The 16,608-nt window shown below is 38.3% G+C and carries 14 protein-coding genes; 10 read left to right on the top strand and 4 right to left on the bottom strand.

The window, feature by feature from the left end:
* Positions 1 to 221: 221 nt before the first annotated feature.
* On the bottom strand, positions 222 to 1,646 hold the full coding sequence (locus H5090_RS18795) for a sodium-dependent transporter (protein ID WP_182696458.1): 1,425 nt from the start codon (positions 1,644 to 1,646) through the stop codon (positions 222 to 224).
* A gap of 189 nt (positions 1,647 to 1,835) precedes the next feature.
* On the opposite strand from H5090_RS18795, the gene H5090_RS18790 reads away from it, so the two are divergent.
* The 6 genes from H5090_RS18790 to H5090_RS18765 all read left to right on the top strand — a co-directional run bounded on the left by H5090_RS18790 (position 1,836) and on the right by H5090_RS18765 (position 6,164).
* Positions 1,836 to 2,138: a YciI family protein gene (locus H5090_RS18790; protein WP_024599115.1), complete on the top strand. Its 303-nt coding sequence runs from the start codon at positions 1,836 to 1,838 to the stop codon at positions 2,136 to 2,138.
* A gap of 160 nt (positions 2,139 to 2,298) precedes the next feature.
* On the top strand, positions 2,299 to 2,556 hold the full coding sequence (locus tag H5090_RS18785; RefSeq protein ID WP_024594903.1) for a PepSY domain-containing protein: 258 nt from the start codon (positions 2,299 to 2,301) through the stop codon (positions 2,554 to 2,556).
* 2 nt (positions 2,557 to 2,558) lie between these two features.
* Positions 2,559 to 3,233 (top strand): response regulator transcription factor, encoded by a 675-nt coding sequence (locus tag H5090_RS18780; RefSeq protein WP_002959806.1) that lies wholly within the window; start codon positions 2,559 to 2,561, stop codon positions 3,231 to 3,233.
* Positions 3,227 to 4,564 (top strand): ATP-binding protein, encoded by a 1,338-nt coding sequence (locus H5090_RS18775; RefSeq protein ID WP_024606453.1) that lies wholly within the window; start codon positions 3,227 to 3,229, stop codon positions 4,562 to 4,564. The genes H5090_RS18780 and H5090_RS18775 overlap by 7 nt, the downstream gene beginning before the upstream one ends.
* On the top strand, positions 4,551 to 4,961 hold the full coding sequence (locus tag H5090_RS18770; protein WP_182696457.1) for a hypothetical protein: 411 nt from the start codon (positions 4,551 to 4,553) through the stop codon (positions 4,959 to 4,961). The genes H5090_RS18775 and H5090_RS18770 overlap by 14 nt, the downstream gene beginning before the upstream one ends.
* A 123-nt stretch (positions 4,962 to 5,084) precedes the next feature.
* Positions 5,085 to 6,164, top strand: coding sequence for an FAD-dependent oxidoreductase (locus tag H5090_RS18765; protein ID WP_024606451.1), 1,080 nt, complete (start codon positions 5,085 to 5,087; stop codon positions 6,162 to 6,164).
* A 69-nt stretch (positions 6,165 to 6,233) separates the two neighbouring features.
* Here the strand turns inward: H5090_RS18765 and H5090_RS18760 are convergent, their stop codons facing one another.
* Complete coding sequence (locus H5090_RS18760) at positions 6,234 to 7,271, bottom strand: AI-2E family transporter (RefSeq protein WP_024595420.1); 1,038 nt, start codon at positions 7,269 to 7,271, stop codon at positions 6,234 to 6,236.
* A gap of 170 nt (positions 7,272 to 7,441) precedes the next feature.
* Here H5090_RS18760 and H5090_RS18755 point away from each other — a divergent pair, with 170 nt between their 5' ends.
* Positions 7,442 to 8,332, top strand: a complete 891-nt coding sequence (locus H5090_RS18755; protein ID WP_182692544.1) for a TIGR01777 family oxidoreductase — start codon at positions 7,442 to 7,444, stop codon at positions 8,330 to 8,332.
* Positions 8,333 to 8,487: 155 nt separating this feature from the next.
* On the top strand, positions 8,488 to 9,651 hold the full coding sequence (locus H5090_RS18750) for a GGDEF domain-containing protein (protein ID WP_182692543.1): 1,164 nt from the start codon (positions 8,488 to 8,490) through the stop codon (positions 9,649 to 9,651).
* Positions 9,652 to 9,785: 134 nt separating this feature from the next.
* Here H5090_RS18750 and H5090_RS18745 read toward each other — a convergent pair whose 3' ends face one another.
* Entirely contained in the window at positions 9,786 to 12,338 is a 2,553-nt protein-coding gene (locus H5090_RS18745) for an exo 1,3/1,4-beta-D-glucan glucohydrolase (RefSeq protein ID WP_182696456.1), read from the bottom strand.
* Positions 12,338 to 13,612, bottom strand: coding sequence for a sugar MFS transporter (locus H5090_RS18740; protein ID WP_182696455.1), 1,275 nt, complete (start codon positions 13,610 to 13,612; stop codon positions 12,338 to 12,340). The genes H5090_RS18745 and H5090_RS18740 overlap by 1 nt, the downstream gene beginning before the upstream one ends.
* A gap of 258 nt (positions 13,613 to 13,870) precedes the next feature.
* On the opposite strand from H5090_RS18740, the gene H5090_RS18735 reads away from it, so the two are divergent.
* Positions 13,871 to 15,199, top strand: coding sequence for a GH1 family beta-glucosidase (locus tag H5090_RS18735; protein ID WP_182696454.1), 1,329 nt, complete (start codon positions 13,871 to 13,873; stop codon positions 15,197 to 15,199).
* Positions 15,200 to 15,245: 46 nt separating this feature from the next.
* Positions 15,246 to 16,568: a glycoside-pentoside-hexuronide (GPH):cation symporter gene (locus H5090_RS18730; RefSeq protein WP_182696453.1), complete on the top strand. Its 1,323-nt coding sequence runs from the start codon at positions 15,246 to 15,248 to the stop codon at positions 16,566 to 16,568.
* Positions 16,569 to 16,608 lie beyond the last annotated feature (40 nt).

The following is a 16,608-nucleotide window of genomic DNA, read 5'->3' as shown; positions in this document are numbered from 1 at the left end:
GAAAATTACGCTAGAACTAGGCAAAAATTTTTGTATCTAGTTGTTCTAAATAAAAAATTTTTAACGACGTTATAGTGCAATTTAATTCGTTAAATTGATCAAAGATTTATGCAGGTTGGTATAATAGTTAGACCAGATACCTGTAAAAAACGCCTATAAAAAATGCCGCTAAGCTTAACTGAGCGGCATTATATTATTCAATAAGCTTTTAAAGAGGCCTATTAAAAACCAAATATTTTTAAATCAAAAAACTTAGTCGCCACTGTATTTATAAATATTACAGCTAGAATGACAGGAATAAACGTTGAAAGTGAAAAGTTAACGTACTTTTCCATCAAGCTTCCCGCATAATTAGGCGAACCTAAGCTTAGCTCTTGTGTTAAGCGTGCTTTTTTCCAGCGGTACATTACAAACAAACACACCATTAAGCCATTAAGCGGTAAAATTGTGTCGTAAAATACATCAACAATAATATCAAAAAAGCTCTTACTAACGCCGCCATAACTGGTGAAAGATGTAAGGCTGTCAATCATACCAAACGACATTGTACATAAAATAGTAAGTACACCGGTTGAAAGTGTAAGGATGCCCAGTGCTTTTTTACGGCTAATACCTTTACGGTCGCTTAGTGTTGCTGTCGGTACTTCCACTATTGAAACAAGTGAAGTAATTGCTGCAAAAAATACTAATAAGAAGAACGAGAATGCAACAATAGATGCACCTACATAGCCAATATCATTTTGCAGTGCTAATAATATTTTAGGTAGGTATACAAAAATCATTGATACGGACGAATCAGAAAGTGCTGATGGGTCTGTATTTGGGTCAAAGCTAAATATCGCTGGCAACACCATTAGCCCCGCTACAAACGCAACGAGTGAGTCAGTAATAGCGACCATTTTAGCACTGCTTACAATGTCATCTTTTTTAGAAATGTACGACGCGTAAGTCATTAATATACCCATACCCAGCGATAGCGAGAAAAACGCTTGGCTTAATGCGCCATTAAGTACACTTGCACTCATCTTAGAAAAATCAGGAATAATGTAGTATTTAACACCGGCCATTGCGTTATCAAGCGTTAATACATAAGTAACTAGAGCTAGTAGCATAACTAATAAAGCGGGCATTAAAAATTTGGCGGCTTTTTCTATGCCTTGTTTAACACCACCTAACAAAATTAAGTTCACCATAATAACCACAACAGCCATATAACCAAACACAGTGTAACTATTAATAAAAACACCAAAGTGGCCAGGATCTGCAAGTAAATCTAAATTACCGAGGCCTGTTTGCGTTAAATAACCAAAGATCCAAACCGTAATCACCATATAAAATACAGCAATCATAAATGGTGTAAGCACCGCAAAAAACCCAGCTAACTTCCATTTTTTATCGTTATTAGATAATAGTTTGTACGAACCAAGTGGATCTTTTTGAGCGTTACGACCCATTGCCATTTCAGCCATCATGACTGGTAAACAAATGAATATGACAAATAAAGCGTAAATTAATAAGAATGCGCCACCACCATTTTTAGTAGCAGAAACCGGAAAACCAACTAAATTACCAATACCAACAGCTGAACCGGCCGCTGCCATTATGAATCCAAGGCGGGAACTAAATCGTTCTCTATTTTCGCTCATGCATAAAACCTTTTTATTATTTTGTATATTTCAGCGACTCTACCAGTGTTACACAGAGATTTTCAAGCAATTACAGCTTAAAAATAAAATCGAAGTGTAAACCTGTGTAAATACGCTTTTAATTCACCAATTTTCAACGCTGTGGTAGTATTGCGTTAATCAAATTTAACAATTTTTATGAGATTCCTTATGTTGTACATGATTCACTCAACAGACGTTGAAAACAGCTTAGAGCTTAGAAAAGCAGCACGCCCGGCACATTTAGCACGCCTTAGTGAGCTTGATTCACAAAACCGTCTACTTACCGCCGGTCCATTACCGGCAGTCGATAGTGAAGATCCTCAAGAAGCAGGTTTTACCGGTTCATTAGTGGTTGCTGAATTTGAATCAATTGAAGCAGCTCGAGAGTGGGCAGCAGCAGACCCTTACGTTGCCGCTGGCATCTATGAAAATACAATTGTTAAACCTTTTAAAAAGGTATTTCCTGCTTAAAAAGTATTAAACCCTAGAGCGTGCGTTGCACTGTAATTCAGGGTTTGTTCACAGGTTTTTAATTAAAATTATCAGGATAAAAACGAATTTACCGTTTTTACTTGAATTTTAGTAACTTAGTTAATTAAACTAAGTGAGTCTGGTCTAGGAGTTTTCCATTATGCGCGTATTATTAAGCCTCGGTTTTATTGCTTGTGTTAGCTTAGCTAACTTTAGTCAAGCAGCAACCGCCACCCAAGCATCTCATGCTGAGGTGGACAAAAAGAAAGCCGTAATACTCGCAAAGAAAACAATTGGCGGTAAGACCTTAAAAATTACCGAAAAAACAGATTTTTATACCGTACGAATACTCAAATCTGACGGCCACGTCGTTGATTTACATATTAATAAAAAAACCGGCGAAGTGAAAAAGGATTAAAAATGCGAATTTTAGTTATAGAAGACGATTTACATTTAGCAGATAACCTACGTAATGCCTTAGAAAAAGAACGTTACAGCGTGGATTTATGCCACGATGGTGAAGCAGGTCTTTTCCACATTACAGAATACCCGCTTGATATGGCCGTAGTTGATTTAGGTTTACCTAAAATAGACGGTATTGAGCTAATTAATAAAGCACGAGCACAAGGCATTACTATTCCTATTTTAATCTTAACAGCGCGCGATCGCTGGCAGGATAAAGTAGAAGGTTTAGATGCAGGTGCTGATGACTACCTTACCAAACCATTTCATGTTGAAGAACTTATTGCACGTTGTAATGCATTAATTCGTCGCAGTGCTGGTAAAGCAAATCCAGAAATGACTGCGGGCCCAATTAAAATTCATACACGTTCACAACAAGTATGGGTTGATGATAAAGAGCTTAGCCTTACAGCTTACGAATATAAAGTACTTGAATACTTAATGGTAAATCCGCAAAAAGTAATTTCTAAATCAGAACTGACTGAGCATATTTACGACCAAGATTTCGATCTTGATTCAAACGTAATTGAAGTATTTGTACTACGTTTGCGTAAAAAGCTTGACCCTGATGGTGTGCTAAACCCAGTAGAGACACTACGTGGGCGTGGTTACAGGCTTAAAAGCCAGTGGTAATACCGCAAATATCGTTAAAAATAAGGCAAGGATTTATCCTTGTCTTTGTTTTATTAGTCGCGCTCCCTATCTTATTTTATTCAATTGGCAAAGCGTATTACGCTTCACTTGTTGATGCGACTGAAAAAACTCTCGAAGCACAGCTTTACTCGCTAATATCTGAAGTCGACTTTACTGAGCATGGTATTATTATGCCCAGCACTATTTTAGCGCCTGAGTTAAACAGATTAAATTCTGATACCTACGCAATGATCTACCGCGATGATGACCCGGTTTGGAACTCAGAGTCGGCTGTAAATTTAAACTATGTACCTCAGCAAATAGAGACCAAAGCAGGTGCTGCCGACTTTAGGCGTGTAGAATATAATAATACCGCTTATTGGCAACTTAGCCTGACTGTAATTTTAAACAACATAGATCAATCAGAACAAGCTCGCTTTATATTAGTTAAACGTAACGACGCTCTACTTCGTTTAATGGATGGCTTTAAGCAAACCCTTGTAGATTGGATGTTTATCATGGGGATTGCAATCGCAGGCCTGATGGCGATTGGTTTCATTTGGAGCGCTCGCCCACTCCAACGACTCGATAAAGAAATAAAAGCGATTGAATCAGGCGATATTCAAGAAATTAAAGGCCTCTACCCAGTAGAGCTGCAAACAATAAAAGCAGATCTAAACTTGCTACTTGAGTCGCAACAACGCCAAAAAGAACGCTATAGAGCCTCATTGAGCGATCTTGCTCATGCACTCAAAACGCCGCTTGCTGTATTAAAATCAAGTCCATTGGCAAACGATGCCGATGCACAAGAACAACTCGACCGCATTAATGTGATGATCGAGCACCAATTAAAACGTGCTGCAACGGGCGCATCAGACACGTGGAAAAAACAAACCCCTATTAAGCCAGTACTCGATTCAATACTCAGTGCTATGGCAAAAGTATATCGTGATAAAGATATTATTTTTAGCTGCACTGTAACCGAAAAAGATTATTTTTTAGGCGATCAAACTGATTTAATGGAATTACTCGGTAACTTGATTGATAACGCCTGTAAAGCGTGTCGCTCACAAGTAGCAATACAAGTTATTCAAAGCAAAACTTTATGTATTGGAATTAGCGATGATGGTCCTGGCGTGCCAGAGGACAAACGTGAATCTCTACTTACACGGGGTACTCGTCTGGATACATACGAAAGCGGACACGGCGTAGGGATGGCAATTGTATCTGACTTGGTTAAGTCCTATCGCGGTACACTTACCATTACAGAAGCTGATAACTTAGGCGGCGCTCAATTTATTTTAGAGTTTAATTACAATGACAAAAAGTAACTATTTATTAAAACTAACTGCCATTGTGTTATTAGCTTCAAGCCAATACAGCTTTGCAGATGAAGCATGTACTTTAGCCGCTAAAGCAACAACCGATGAAGCTAAGCGATATATTCAATGCCTAGATAGCCAAATTGATAAAGCAAAACAAGCACAAGGCAGTTGGATACAAAAGCGTAAATATGAGCTAACTAAGTCACAAGAAAGCACAGGCAATACGCAAGTGCTGCCGTTATTTATGCGCAGCATTAAAAATAATGAAAAGTACCTTGAGAGCGCCTGCCAATGGCGTTACTTAATAAAACTTCCTAATGCGACAACCGCAACCATTAGCTATAAACTGTGTGAAATTGAGCTTATAAATCAATTTACAGAATCACTAAAACACCCATTTTGACGTAACTTAAGCACACTAAACTAGTTACGTTTCTTTACTCACTCCCTATAGCTTACTTGACAATTTATTCATACCAAAACAAACTACCTACTAGTAGATTGCTAAAAACTAATGGATAAACAGATGACCAAACCAGTAATTATTATAGGTGGCGGACTTGCTGGTTTATACAGTGCGTATAAATTACAACTACTTAATATTGAGTACTTATTATTAGAAGCTAAATCGCAATTAGGTGGCCGAATTTTTGCCGCGCAATCACCAATAAATAACGATGTTAGTTTTGATTTGGGTCCTACGTGGATATTTCCCCACCAACCAAAAATTCAAGCGCTAATAAAGTCACTCAACTTAAGTATATTTGAGCAATACCATAAAGGTGATGTGTTATATCAAGCACCTAACTTCAAACAACCTCAACAAATTGCAGGTGCTGGAGATATGCAACTATTTAGACTCAAACACAGCATGAATACCTTAATAACTGCCTTATATGAGCAGCTTAATCCTGATTCAATATTATTAGAACACAATGTCACTGAGCTTAAAAAAGGTGATAATAACTGGCTAATTACGGTTAATCACTTAGGCAATATAAAGCACTTTACTACTGGCAAATTAATTTCAGCAATTCCTCCTCGTATGGTTACAACGCATTTAACACCTGAACTATGGGCGACTCCAACACTCATAAACCGCCTTAGCAGCGTACCTACATGGATGGCAGGACAAGCCAAGTTTATAGCTACTTTTGAACATGCATTTTGGCGTGATAAAAACTTATCTGGGCAAAGCTTTAGCCGCGTAGGCCCTATGGTCGAGATTCACGATGCCAGTGCTGAGGATAGTAATTACGCCGCATTATTTGGCTTTATAGGTGTGCCCTACTTATCACGAAACCAAGTAACTCAAGAGCAATTAATTCAAGCCTGTGCCCAACAGCTCAGCTACTTTTATGGTAAGGATGCTGAAAAGGCAACCGGATACTTTATTAAAGACTGGGCAGAGGATAAATTTGTAGCTAATAAAGACGATCAAACTCAGCCTTCACAGCACCCAGAATTTGATTTTTCAAACTTGGAAGAGCAATTAAGTAACCTCAATATTCATTTTGTAGCGAGTGAGTTTGCAAAACAAGAAGCAGGATATTTAGAAGGCGCAATATACGCAGTGGATGACGCTATTAAATCGTTTATTAATTAATAGCCCTGTATTTATTGATAACTTAACCATCAAGGGTTTTAATTTTACAGCCCTTGATGGTTATAAATGTTAGTTATTTTTAGTAACGTCTTCACCACTGCCCAATAAAGTGGCAACCCACTTGCCTTCTGCACTGGCTTCTAGGGCTATTTTTACAATCATTGTTAATGGTACAGATAAAAGCATACCCACAGTACCTAATAACCAGCCCCAAAATATTAATGATAAAAACACCACTAACGTTGAAAGACCCAGCCCTTTACCCAAAAATTTAGGCTCTACAATATTACCCATTACCGTATTTATTGTTAAATATCCTGCAGCAACAAGTCCTGCCACTAATGGGCCTTGAGTAATAAGGGCAAGTAATACAGCTGGTACAGCCGCAATAATTGAACCTATATTTGGAATGTAATTGAACATAAATGCCAACACGCCCCAAAGCACAAAGTAGTCAACGTCTAAAATCCATAAGTAAAACGCAGCAATAATACCCGTCCCTAAACTTACTAGCGTTTTAATTGCCAAGTATGAATTAATAGATTCTAAAAAGCGGTCAATTTGCTTCATTTTACTATCAGGGTCTTCAAGTGCCATATGTATTTTCTTGCTCAGCATTGGCCCTTCAAACAGCATAAAAACAACCGTTAAAATAATTAAAAACATGTTTGCCATTACGCCACCTAACCCAGTGAGCATATTAGTGGCCACATCAACCATTTTGCCAGGGTCGAACATATTAATTAACTGATCTTTATTGATCAGTATGTTGTATTGAGATGCTAAATCGACCAGCCACACAAACTCTTCTTTAAGTTGTGTTTTATACTCAGGAAGCTGCTGAGAAAAGTCGTTGATAGATTGCCCTACAAGCCCGCCAAGGCTTACCCCTAAGCCAACTATAATCAGCACGACCAACATAACAGCAATGCCTTTAGGAATTTTGTAGCGCGCAAAAAACTTGATAAGCGGGTTACAAATAATGGCAATAAATGCCGCCAAAATAAACGGAATAATAATTACACTCGCGGCTTTTATTCCAGCGAGGACCACTACTAAGGAAGCAAAAACTATTAAGCTTTTATTTACTCCAGTTAAACTTGCCAATTTATTAATCCTTTTATTAACTATATCGTCCCAGTGTAAGGCAAAAGGTAATTAAATGAAATAATTACGAAGTGATCATAAAAGCCTGTTTTACGTATAAATTTGCAAAGCTGTTTGCTAGCGAGTATGTTTTTTAATCACTTGCTTCTATTTTATTGTAAGGATGAATAATGCATATATTTATAACTGGCGCGACCGGATTAATTGGTAAGCACTTATGCCCTTTTTTACTTCATCATAATACTGTTACTGTACTTAGCCGCAATCCAACTAAAGCAAACGTATTATTAGGCCACAAAGTTAAAGCCGTAAGTGACATTAGTGATGTTGACTTTAACACTGTTGATATCGTTATTAATCTCGCTGGCGAGCCGATTGTAAATAAACGCTGGAGCGACAAACAAAAGCAAATAATACGAAACAGTCGTATTGATATTACACAGCAAATTAGTCAAGCGATTAAAGCCTGTAGTATACCCCCGCATACTTTTATATCTGGCAGTGCAATTGGTTTTTATGGTCGACAAAATAGTAATCCTATTGATGAAACTTTTGAACGCCCACACGATGAATTTAGCCACCAGCTTTGTAAAGACTGGGAAAATGCAGCACTACTCGCCCAATCAGAACAAACCAGAGTATGCCTTTTGCGAACGGGTATTGTTTTAGCTAAAAAAGGAGGTGCACTTGGAAAAATGTTACCTGCTTTTAAATTATGCCTGGGTGGCCCGATTGGTAATGGCGAGCAAGGCATGTCGTGGATACACATCGACGATATGATTCAGCTAATACTCTTTATTATTAAACACCCAGAAATATCAGGCCCTGTTAACGCAACAGCACCCAACCCTGTAAGCAATGCTCAATTTAGTAAAAGCTTAGGCGAGGCGCTCTCTCGACCTGCATTTATCACTATGCCAACCCCAGTACTTAAACTATTAATGGGTGAAATGTCAGACTTACTAACAACGGGGCAATTTGTAATCCCTAAAAAGGCACTCGTTAACAATTATCGTTTTCATCATCCTGATATAAAATCGGCTTTAGAGAGCTTGGTTTAGCGGGCGTTAATATTCGTTCAGTTAAAATCCCTTTCAAATTAGATATATGGGTAAATTACTACTTTTTACCCATATTGACCTTTAAACATTAATACATAATAATCAGCAAGTTTTCCACACCAACCACGCCTATCTTTAATAAAAGAGAATCTTAAATGCTACACCTGCCTACTGTGATCAGTCTCTCTTTTATTCTTAACGTATTAATAGGCTTGTTTTTTTTATCCGTACATAACTTTAAAAAACAAACATCATTTTTATTATTTGGCCTAGCATGCATTACCTTTGCATTTGCCGAGTTACTTGCCTGTTTAAAGTTAGTAATAGACGCGCCTTTTATTACACACTATTTGGCTGATATTTTTATATTACTAAGTCCATTGTTAATTATTATTGGGTTAAATAAATATAAGCACAGTAAGGCACTAAACTTAAAACCTCTTTATTGTCTCCTTGGATTAACGGGGGTTGCTTTATTACCCATATATTCAGACCCTGCAGGGCAAATGCTGACAAGCTTAATTATTTCGGTTTTATACCTATATTCCGCATATATTATTAAGCAGATGAACTTTGTAGCCACTTTGCAAAAAAAAGCGCTGATAGTTTGTTTTTCAATTCACAGCATTTTAATGCTCATACAAACAACACTATTGGCAATATCTATTTTTAGTATTAATTCGCCAAACTACATAGAGCCACTGCAACTTATCTTAAGTAGTCATTTAATTTTGGCCACTTGTAGCGCACTAATATTGCCATACCTGCTGGCTTCTAATACAGAGCATACACTTTCAAGCCTTGCTAACACCGATACTTTAAGCCAATTACTTAATCGCCGTGGCTTTTTTACAAAAAGTAAAGAAGCACTAAGTGATCCTAAAAATATAGACAAAAATGTGTCTGTTATTTTGCTCGATATTGATTTTTTTAAACGTGTAAACGATCAGTTTGGTCACGAAGCGGGCGACCACGCAATTAAGTGGATATCTCACTTTATTAAAGAGCAATTTTTAAATGTAGGTATTAGTGCCAGAATTGGCGGAGAAGAATTTGCCATTTTACTACCTGATTACACCCTTGGTGCAGCAAAAAGTGATGCTGAGCTATTAAGAAAGAATATAAGCACTCAAGCTTTTTATCATGAAAATCAGCATATAAAACTTTCCGTAAGCGCTGGGGTAAGTAATGCAATTAATGGGAATGCAACTATAAAAGAACTGCTCGCTTATGCCGATAAACGCCTTTACTTAGCTAAAGAAACTGGCCGAGACAAAGTAGTAACCTTTGATGAAAAAAACTTACTCACGAAAAGTTAATTGCTTTTAAGTGACTTATAAGCGCATTAAAAACAACTATATTTAAACTACCATATTTTATCTAGCTAACATCTATCCATAAAAAAAGCCCTTCATTAGAAGGGCTTTGGTATACACACAATAGAGTTAATAAACTACTTACAAGACAGCGTAGCCTCGTCCGCTTTATTTGGTACAAACTGAATATTAGCTACAGAAATTGATGCTTTACGATTGCTGTGTAAGCTAAATGGGCTTGTTAGGCTTGCAAAATTAACACCCTTATCAGCAAAACAACCTAAATCGATTGATACTGACTGCCATTTATTTTCAATAGTTTTATCAACTACGTTTGCTAAATCAATGCTTGCACCACACTCACCAGAACAAGTCATAGCAAGGGCTACATCGCTCGTTAGTGCTTCGTTTAATTTAATATCAAAGCTAATCACACTGTTTGCTTCAACGTAGGCAATGGTATCTTCTGCAAAGCTTGTTACTATTTCAGCACTGGCTTTTTCTGCACCGCTGAAGTTAAATTGGCGCGCGTCTTCTTGTACTGTTTTGTCCTCAGTACGGTATTTAATTGCACCAAATTCATGCGTACTACTCGATACATCTAAAAGCTCATCGCCCGATTTTAACAATAAGCGCCATGGCGCTACAGGTGCACCAACAAGTATATCCATACTCGTAAGCCCTGAGTTATCAAGTTTAGAGTCTTCATCAAGGTCGTCAGCTAGCACATTTTTATCGCCATACGTTAAACCAAAACCATAAGGAAGTAATGGATCGTAATTTTCATCGCCTTTATTAACCGCAGTTTGTACCGCCGATTTAGGCCAAGAAAACGATAGCTTACCTTTAAAGTTATTTTGGATGGTGCCGTCTGCCGCTTTTAATAACACATCAGCAATACCCGCACCTTCTGTACCAGGTAGCCATGCAGCCACAAACGCATCAGATGCGTTAAGTTCGCTGTTCACCCACATAGGGCGACCAGAAATAAACACAGATACAACAGGAATGCCTTGCTCTTTTAGCGAGCTTAAAAGTGCTAATGACTTTTTATTTCCGCGCTCAAACTCTAGATTATCTTTATCGCCGTGCCCTTCTGCGTAAGGTTCTTCACCAAATACAACAATGGCAACATCAGGACGTTGTTCAAACGTACCATCAGCACTTAAAGTAACACTTCCACCTGCTGCAGATATTTGCTCTTCAAGCCCTTTGTAAATTGACGTTGCTCCAGGGAAGTCTGCATTTTTATTATTAGTCCCTTGCCACGTAATACTCCAACCACCCGACTGTTTACCTATGTTATCGGCACCATCACCTGCAACAAGTACGTGTTGATTAGCTGCGATAGGTAATAGGTTATTTTTATTTTTAAGTAATACAAGCGATTCGCGCACAGCTTGGCGTGCTACTTCGCGATGCGCTTGAGCGCCAATAAGCTCTGTTTTACCCGAGTACAGGCGCTTAGCCGGACTTGGTTTATCAAATAACCCAGCGCGTAACTTAACGCGTAAAATACGTGCAACCGCATCATCAATGCGGCTCATACTTATTTTACCTGCTTTTACTTGTGCAATTGTATTTTCATATAGCGGCTTCCACGCACCTGTTGGCACCATAAAAATATCAAGGCCAGCATTTACCGCTTCTGGGCAGCTTTCGTTAGTACAGCCTTTAATTTGCCCATGGCCGTTCCAATCTCCCACTACAAAACCATCAAAACCCATACGTGTTTTTAATACATCTGTAAGTAAGTATTTATTGCCGTGATTTTTAACGCCATTCCAGCTATTAAAAGATGCCATAACAGATTGACTACCCGCCGACAAACCACCTACGTAACCTTGGGCATGAATATCAAATAGCGATTGCTCGCTGTCTATATTATTTCCCTGATCATCTCCATCAACGGTGCCGCCATCGCCAATAAAGTGCTTAACCGTGCTAATAACGCGCTTATCACTTAAAAAGTCGCCATCGGCTTTACCTTGCAATCCATTTACAATCGCTGCTGAGTAATCGTGAACAATTTTTGGATCTTCAGAATAGCCTTCGTACGTTCTGCCCCAACGGTCGTCTCGTACTACTGCTACAGTGGGTGCAAATACCCAATCTATCCCCGTAGCCATTACTTCTACTGCGGTAATAGACGCTATTTGCTCTATTAAATCTGGGTTATTAGCCGCGCCTAAACCAATGTTATGTGGAAAAAGTGTCGCGCCAATTACGTTATTATGACCATGTACTGCATCGGTGCCCCACATAGTCGGAATTTTGCTGCCGTCCACTGAGTCATCAATAGATGCTTGATACATTTTTTCTGCAAGTGCAACCCAATCCTCTGGCGTTGCATGCTTATCGCCATTAGGAAAAGCACCACCGCCATTGAGGTAAGAGCCAAAACCATATTTACGCATGTCTTCAACGGTAATATCACGAATTTCTGGTTGAATCATTTGCGCTACTTTTTGCTCAAGCGTCATATTTTCTAAAAACGTGACAATTTGAGCTTCAATAGCAGGGTCTTTTTTCACTGCAATTGAAAGCTTTGGCCAAATTTTCTCAAGCTTTGATTGCGCTTCAACATTTACTTTTTCAACATTGCTTTCGTTAGTACATCCGCTTAGTGCAGTAACACTTCCTACTAACGTTGCAATTGCTAATGCATTAAGTTTAAAAGTCGTTTTCATTATGATGGCTCCTTCACTAATACTGGTTTGCTGCCTCGTAGGCCGTAAAAAACAATAAATATGTAACATAAAATAGGTAAAACATACGAAAGTTGAACACCCACACTATCAGCAAGCGCACCTTGTAAAAGTGGCACTATCGCACCACCTACAATCGCCAAACACAAAATACCAGAGCCTTGAGCGGTATGCTTACCAAGTCCATTTAACGCTAAACTAAAAATAGTTGGGAACATAATCGAATTGAATAAACCAACCAATAGTATTGACCACATTGCTAATTGACCCGACGTGCTCATGGCAATAATGACTAAAATAATAGCCATGGTTGCGTTAAAGCCAAGTACTTTACCTGCGGGTAGTTTTTGCATTACAGCAGCACCAATGAAACGCCCAACCATAGCACCACCAAAATAATAAGTGATGTAATGAGCTGCAACATTCTCTTTTAGCCCTGCTATATTTTCTTGTGCTAAAAAGCTTACTAAAAAGCTACCAATTGCCACTTCGGCGCCTACATACATAAATATACCCACAGCACCTAATACAAGATGGCGGTACTGCCAAGCACTGCCTTCAATTGCCTCTGATTTTTCGGCTTCTGCTTTTTGCTCGCTCATAATGTCTGGTAATTTAAGCCAAGCAAAAATACCGGCTAGTAAAATAAGCATTGCAGCTAAAAGGAGGTAAGGAAGTTGAACTGACTCTGCATTTTGAGCCGGTGTTAAAAAGGCTTCTGACGCTGAGTCTAGAATTAACAGAGCACCAAATGATGGCGCAACAGTGGTACCTAATGCATTAAAAGCTTGGGTAAGCGTAAGTCGAGATGACGCAGTTTTTGGTGAGCCCAACAAACTTACGTAAGGATTAGCAGATACTTGCAATAACGTTATGCCGCTGGCAAGTACAAATAAAGCGAATAAAAATACAGAGTAACTATGTAAAGACGCTGCTGGGTAAAATAAGATACACCCTACTGCCGCAATTAAAAGCCCAACCACGATTCCTTTTTTATAACCAAGCTTTTTAACAATGTATCCACTAGGGAGTGACATTAAAAAGTAAGCGCCAAAAAAGCAAAACTGCACAAGCATTGCTTGAACATAAGTTAAATCGAAAACCGCTTTTAAATGCGGAATCAAAATATCATTTAAGCAGGTAATAAAACCCCACATAAAAAATAGTGAAGTTAAAGATGTAAGTGCAAAACCATAGTTTTTATCTTGGTGGTTTTGCGACTGTGTGTGTGATGTCAGTGGTGCTGAACTAGCCATGTGCTCTCCGCAATTTATTATTATAAATTGATCTTCAGTAAGTAATTAATACAAACCCCGCTAAGGCGCAGTATTAAAGAGTTGACCTGAAGATTAATTAACATTAATCTAAAAATGTAAGCGCTTTCACGGCTAATTAAATACGAACATGTTACATATTTCAACAACTTTTATTTTTAATAATGTTTTGTAACCGCTGAAAGTCAGTAAAAATAGGCGCTAAGCGTGCAATTAAGTTCTCAAAAAGGTTTGTAACCAATGACAAAAATATCATTACCATTTAATTCACCTCTATTAACAAAAGACTTTGTTTATGGTGTAGCAACAGCATCATTTCAGATAGAGGGCGGGTATGAGCATCGCTTACCGTGTATTTGGGATACCTTTTGTAGTACTGCAGGTAAAATTGCTGATAATTCACATGGTCATATTGCCTGCGATCATTACAACAATTGGCAACAAGACATAGATTTAATAGAGTCTCTAGGTGTTGATGCTTACAGGCTTTCTATTTCATGGCCTCGCGTTATGACTCAAGACGGAAAGTTAAATCCTGTAGGCGTTAAGTTTTATACTGATATTTTAGATGAGCTAAAACGAAAAAATATAAAAGCCTTTGTTACTTTGTATCACTGGGATTTACCGCAACACCTTGAAGATGAAGGCGGCTGGCTTAACAGAAAAACAGCTTATGCATTTGAGCAGTACGTAGAACTAATTACTAACGCATTTGGAACACGAGTGTATTCTTACGCTACATTAAACGAACCCTTTTGCAGCGCATTTTTGGGTTACGAAATTGGCATACATGCCCCAGGTCTAGTAGGCAAGCAGTATGGTAAAAAAGCAGCTCATCACTTATTACTCGCTCATGGTCTGGCTATGAACGTGCTAAATAAAACATCGCCTGATACTCAAAACGGCATTGTGCTTAACTTTACACCCGCCTACCCGCTTACAGATACTCAACAAGACATAGACAGTGCAAAATACGCTGATGACTATTTAAATCAGTGGTACATGAAACCAATAATGGACGGTAAATACCCTGATATAATTAACCAACTACCTGAGGATCATTTACCAGAAATACACCCAGGTGATATGGAATTAATTTCTCAGCCAATTGATTACTTAGGCATTAACTTTTATACCCGCCAAGTTTATAAGGCGCATCCTACTGACATTTATGAACCCATTGCACCTACAGGTCCGTTGACTGATATGGGATGGGAAGTTTACCCGCAATCGTTCACCGACCTGCTCGTATCGCTTAATAAAACATACACCTTACCGCCTATTTATATAACCGAAAATGGTGCAGCAATGCCCGATACGTATAATAATGGTGCAGTTAACGACTTAGACCGTTTAAGTTATTATAATACTCATTTAAACGCGGTTCATAATGCAATTGAACAAGGTGTTGTTATACATGGCTACTTTGCTTGGAGTCTAATGGATAACTTTGAATGGGCTGAAGGCTATTTAAAACGTTTTGGTATTGTGTATGTAGATTATAAAACCCAGCAACGCACTATTAAAAAAAGTGGCTTAGCTTATAAAGAACTCATCTCTAAAAGATAAGAGCATACCCATAACTAAAAACAAGTATAAAGCGGGATAAATAATCATGGTCAGTGTAAAAGAAAAAATAGCGTATGGCTTAGGCGACACCGCCAGTAATATTATTTTTCAAACAGTTATGATGTTTTTAATGCTGTACTACACAGACGTAGTGGGTTTATCACCCGCTGTTGTCGGTACTATGTTTTTAGCAGTACGTATTTTTGATGCTGTAACCGACCCATTAATGGGCAACCTTGCTGACAAAACACATACGCGATGGGGGCACTTTCGCCCCTACCTACTTTGGCTTTCGCTTCCTTTTGCCATTATTAGTATTTTAGCGTTTACTACGCCTGATTTAGAAGGCACCGATAAAATAATTTACGCCTTTACTACTTACACACTACTTATGGTGGCTTACACCGCTATCAATATTCCTTATTGTGCATTGGGCGGTGTACTTACTGCAGATGTAAAAGAGCGCGTGACTATTCAGTCTTACCGGTTTGTATTTGGTATGTTAGGCGGCGTAATAGTAGCGGGTTGTACTATGCCAATGGTTGAGTACTTTGGCCAAGGCGATGCAGCTAAGGGCTATCAATACACCATGACTGCAATGAGCATTTTAGGCTTTGTACTTTTTTTACTTTGTTTTTTAGGCACAAAAGAGCGTATACAACAGCCAAAAGAGCAAAACATTCCTTTTGCCCAAAGTGTTAAAGCATTAATTAAAAACGATCAATGGCGAACACTTTGCTTAGCTGCGTTTTTTTTACTTACCGGTCAAGTATTAAGGCTTACGCTTGCTGTTTACTACGTAAAATACTATTTAGGTCGAGACGATTTAATCACCTTATTTATGACACTAGGCGTTGCAGCAAGCATGCTAGGGTGTGCTTTAGCTCAACCGCTTGCAAAGCGCTTTTGTAAAATAAAAGCCTATATAAGCTTACAAGTTATTGCCGCCGCTATTTGTGGTTTTAGTTACTTTATTAGTAAAGATCAATTAGTACTCGCATTTACTGCCTTTATTTTATGGAAATTCTTTTTAGATATGGCAACCCCTTTGTTGTGGGCCAAAATGGCCGACACCATAGATTACGGGCATGAAAAAACAGGTGTACGCATTACGGGTTTAGTTTATTCAGGCGTTATATTTTTTATTAAAATGGGCGTGGCTGTAGGCGGCGCAATTGCAGGCTGGTTGTTATCTTTTTACAGCTATCAGGCCGATGCAGTACAAACTCTTGATACCCAACACGGTATTTTACTGTCATTCACTGTGTTACCTGCTTTTGGATCTTTATTTGTTGCCTACATAATGAAAAAATATACACTGACTAATCAGGTTGTTGAAAATATTCAATCTAAACTAACAGCTAGTTAAGATATATACTCTAAGGTATTATTTAGCCGAAGTAGTTAAG

This window comes from Pseudoalteromonas sp. SR43-5 (genome assembly GCF_014163835.1).
Taxonomy (GTDB): domain Bacteria; phylum Pseudomonadota; class Gammaproteobacteria; order Enterobacterales; family Alteromonadaceae; genus Pseudoalteromonas; species Pseudoalteromonas distincta.
This window is presented reverse-complemented; position numbering and strand designations above follow the sequence as displayed.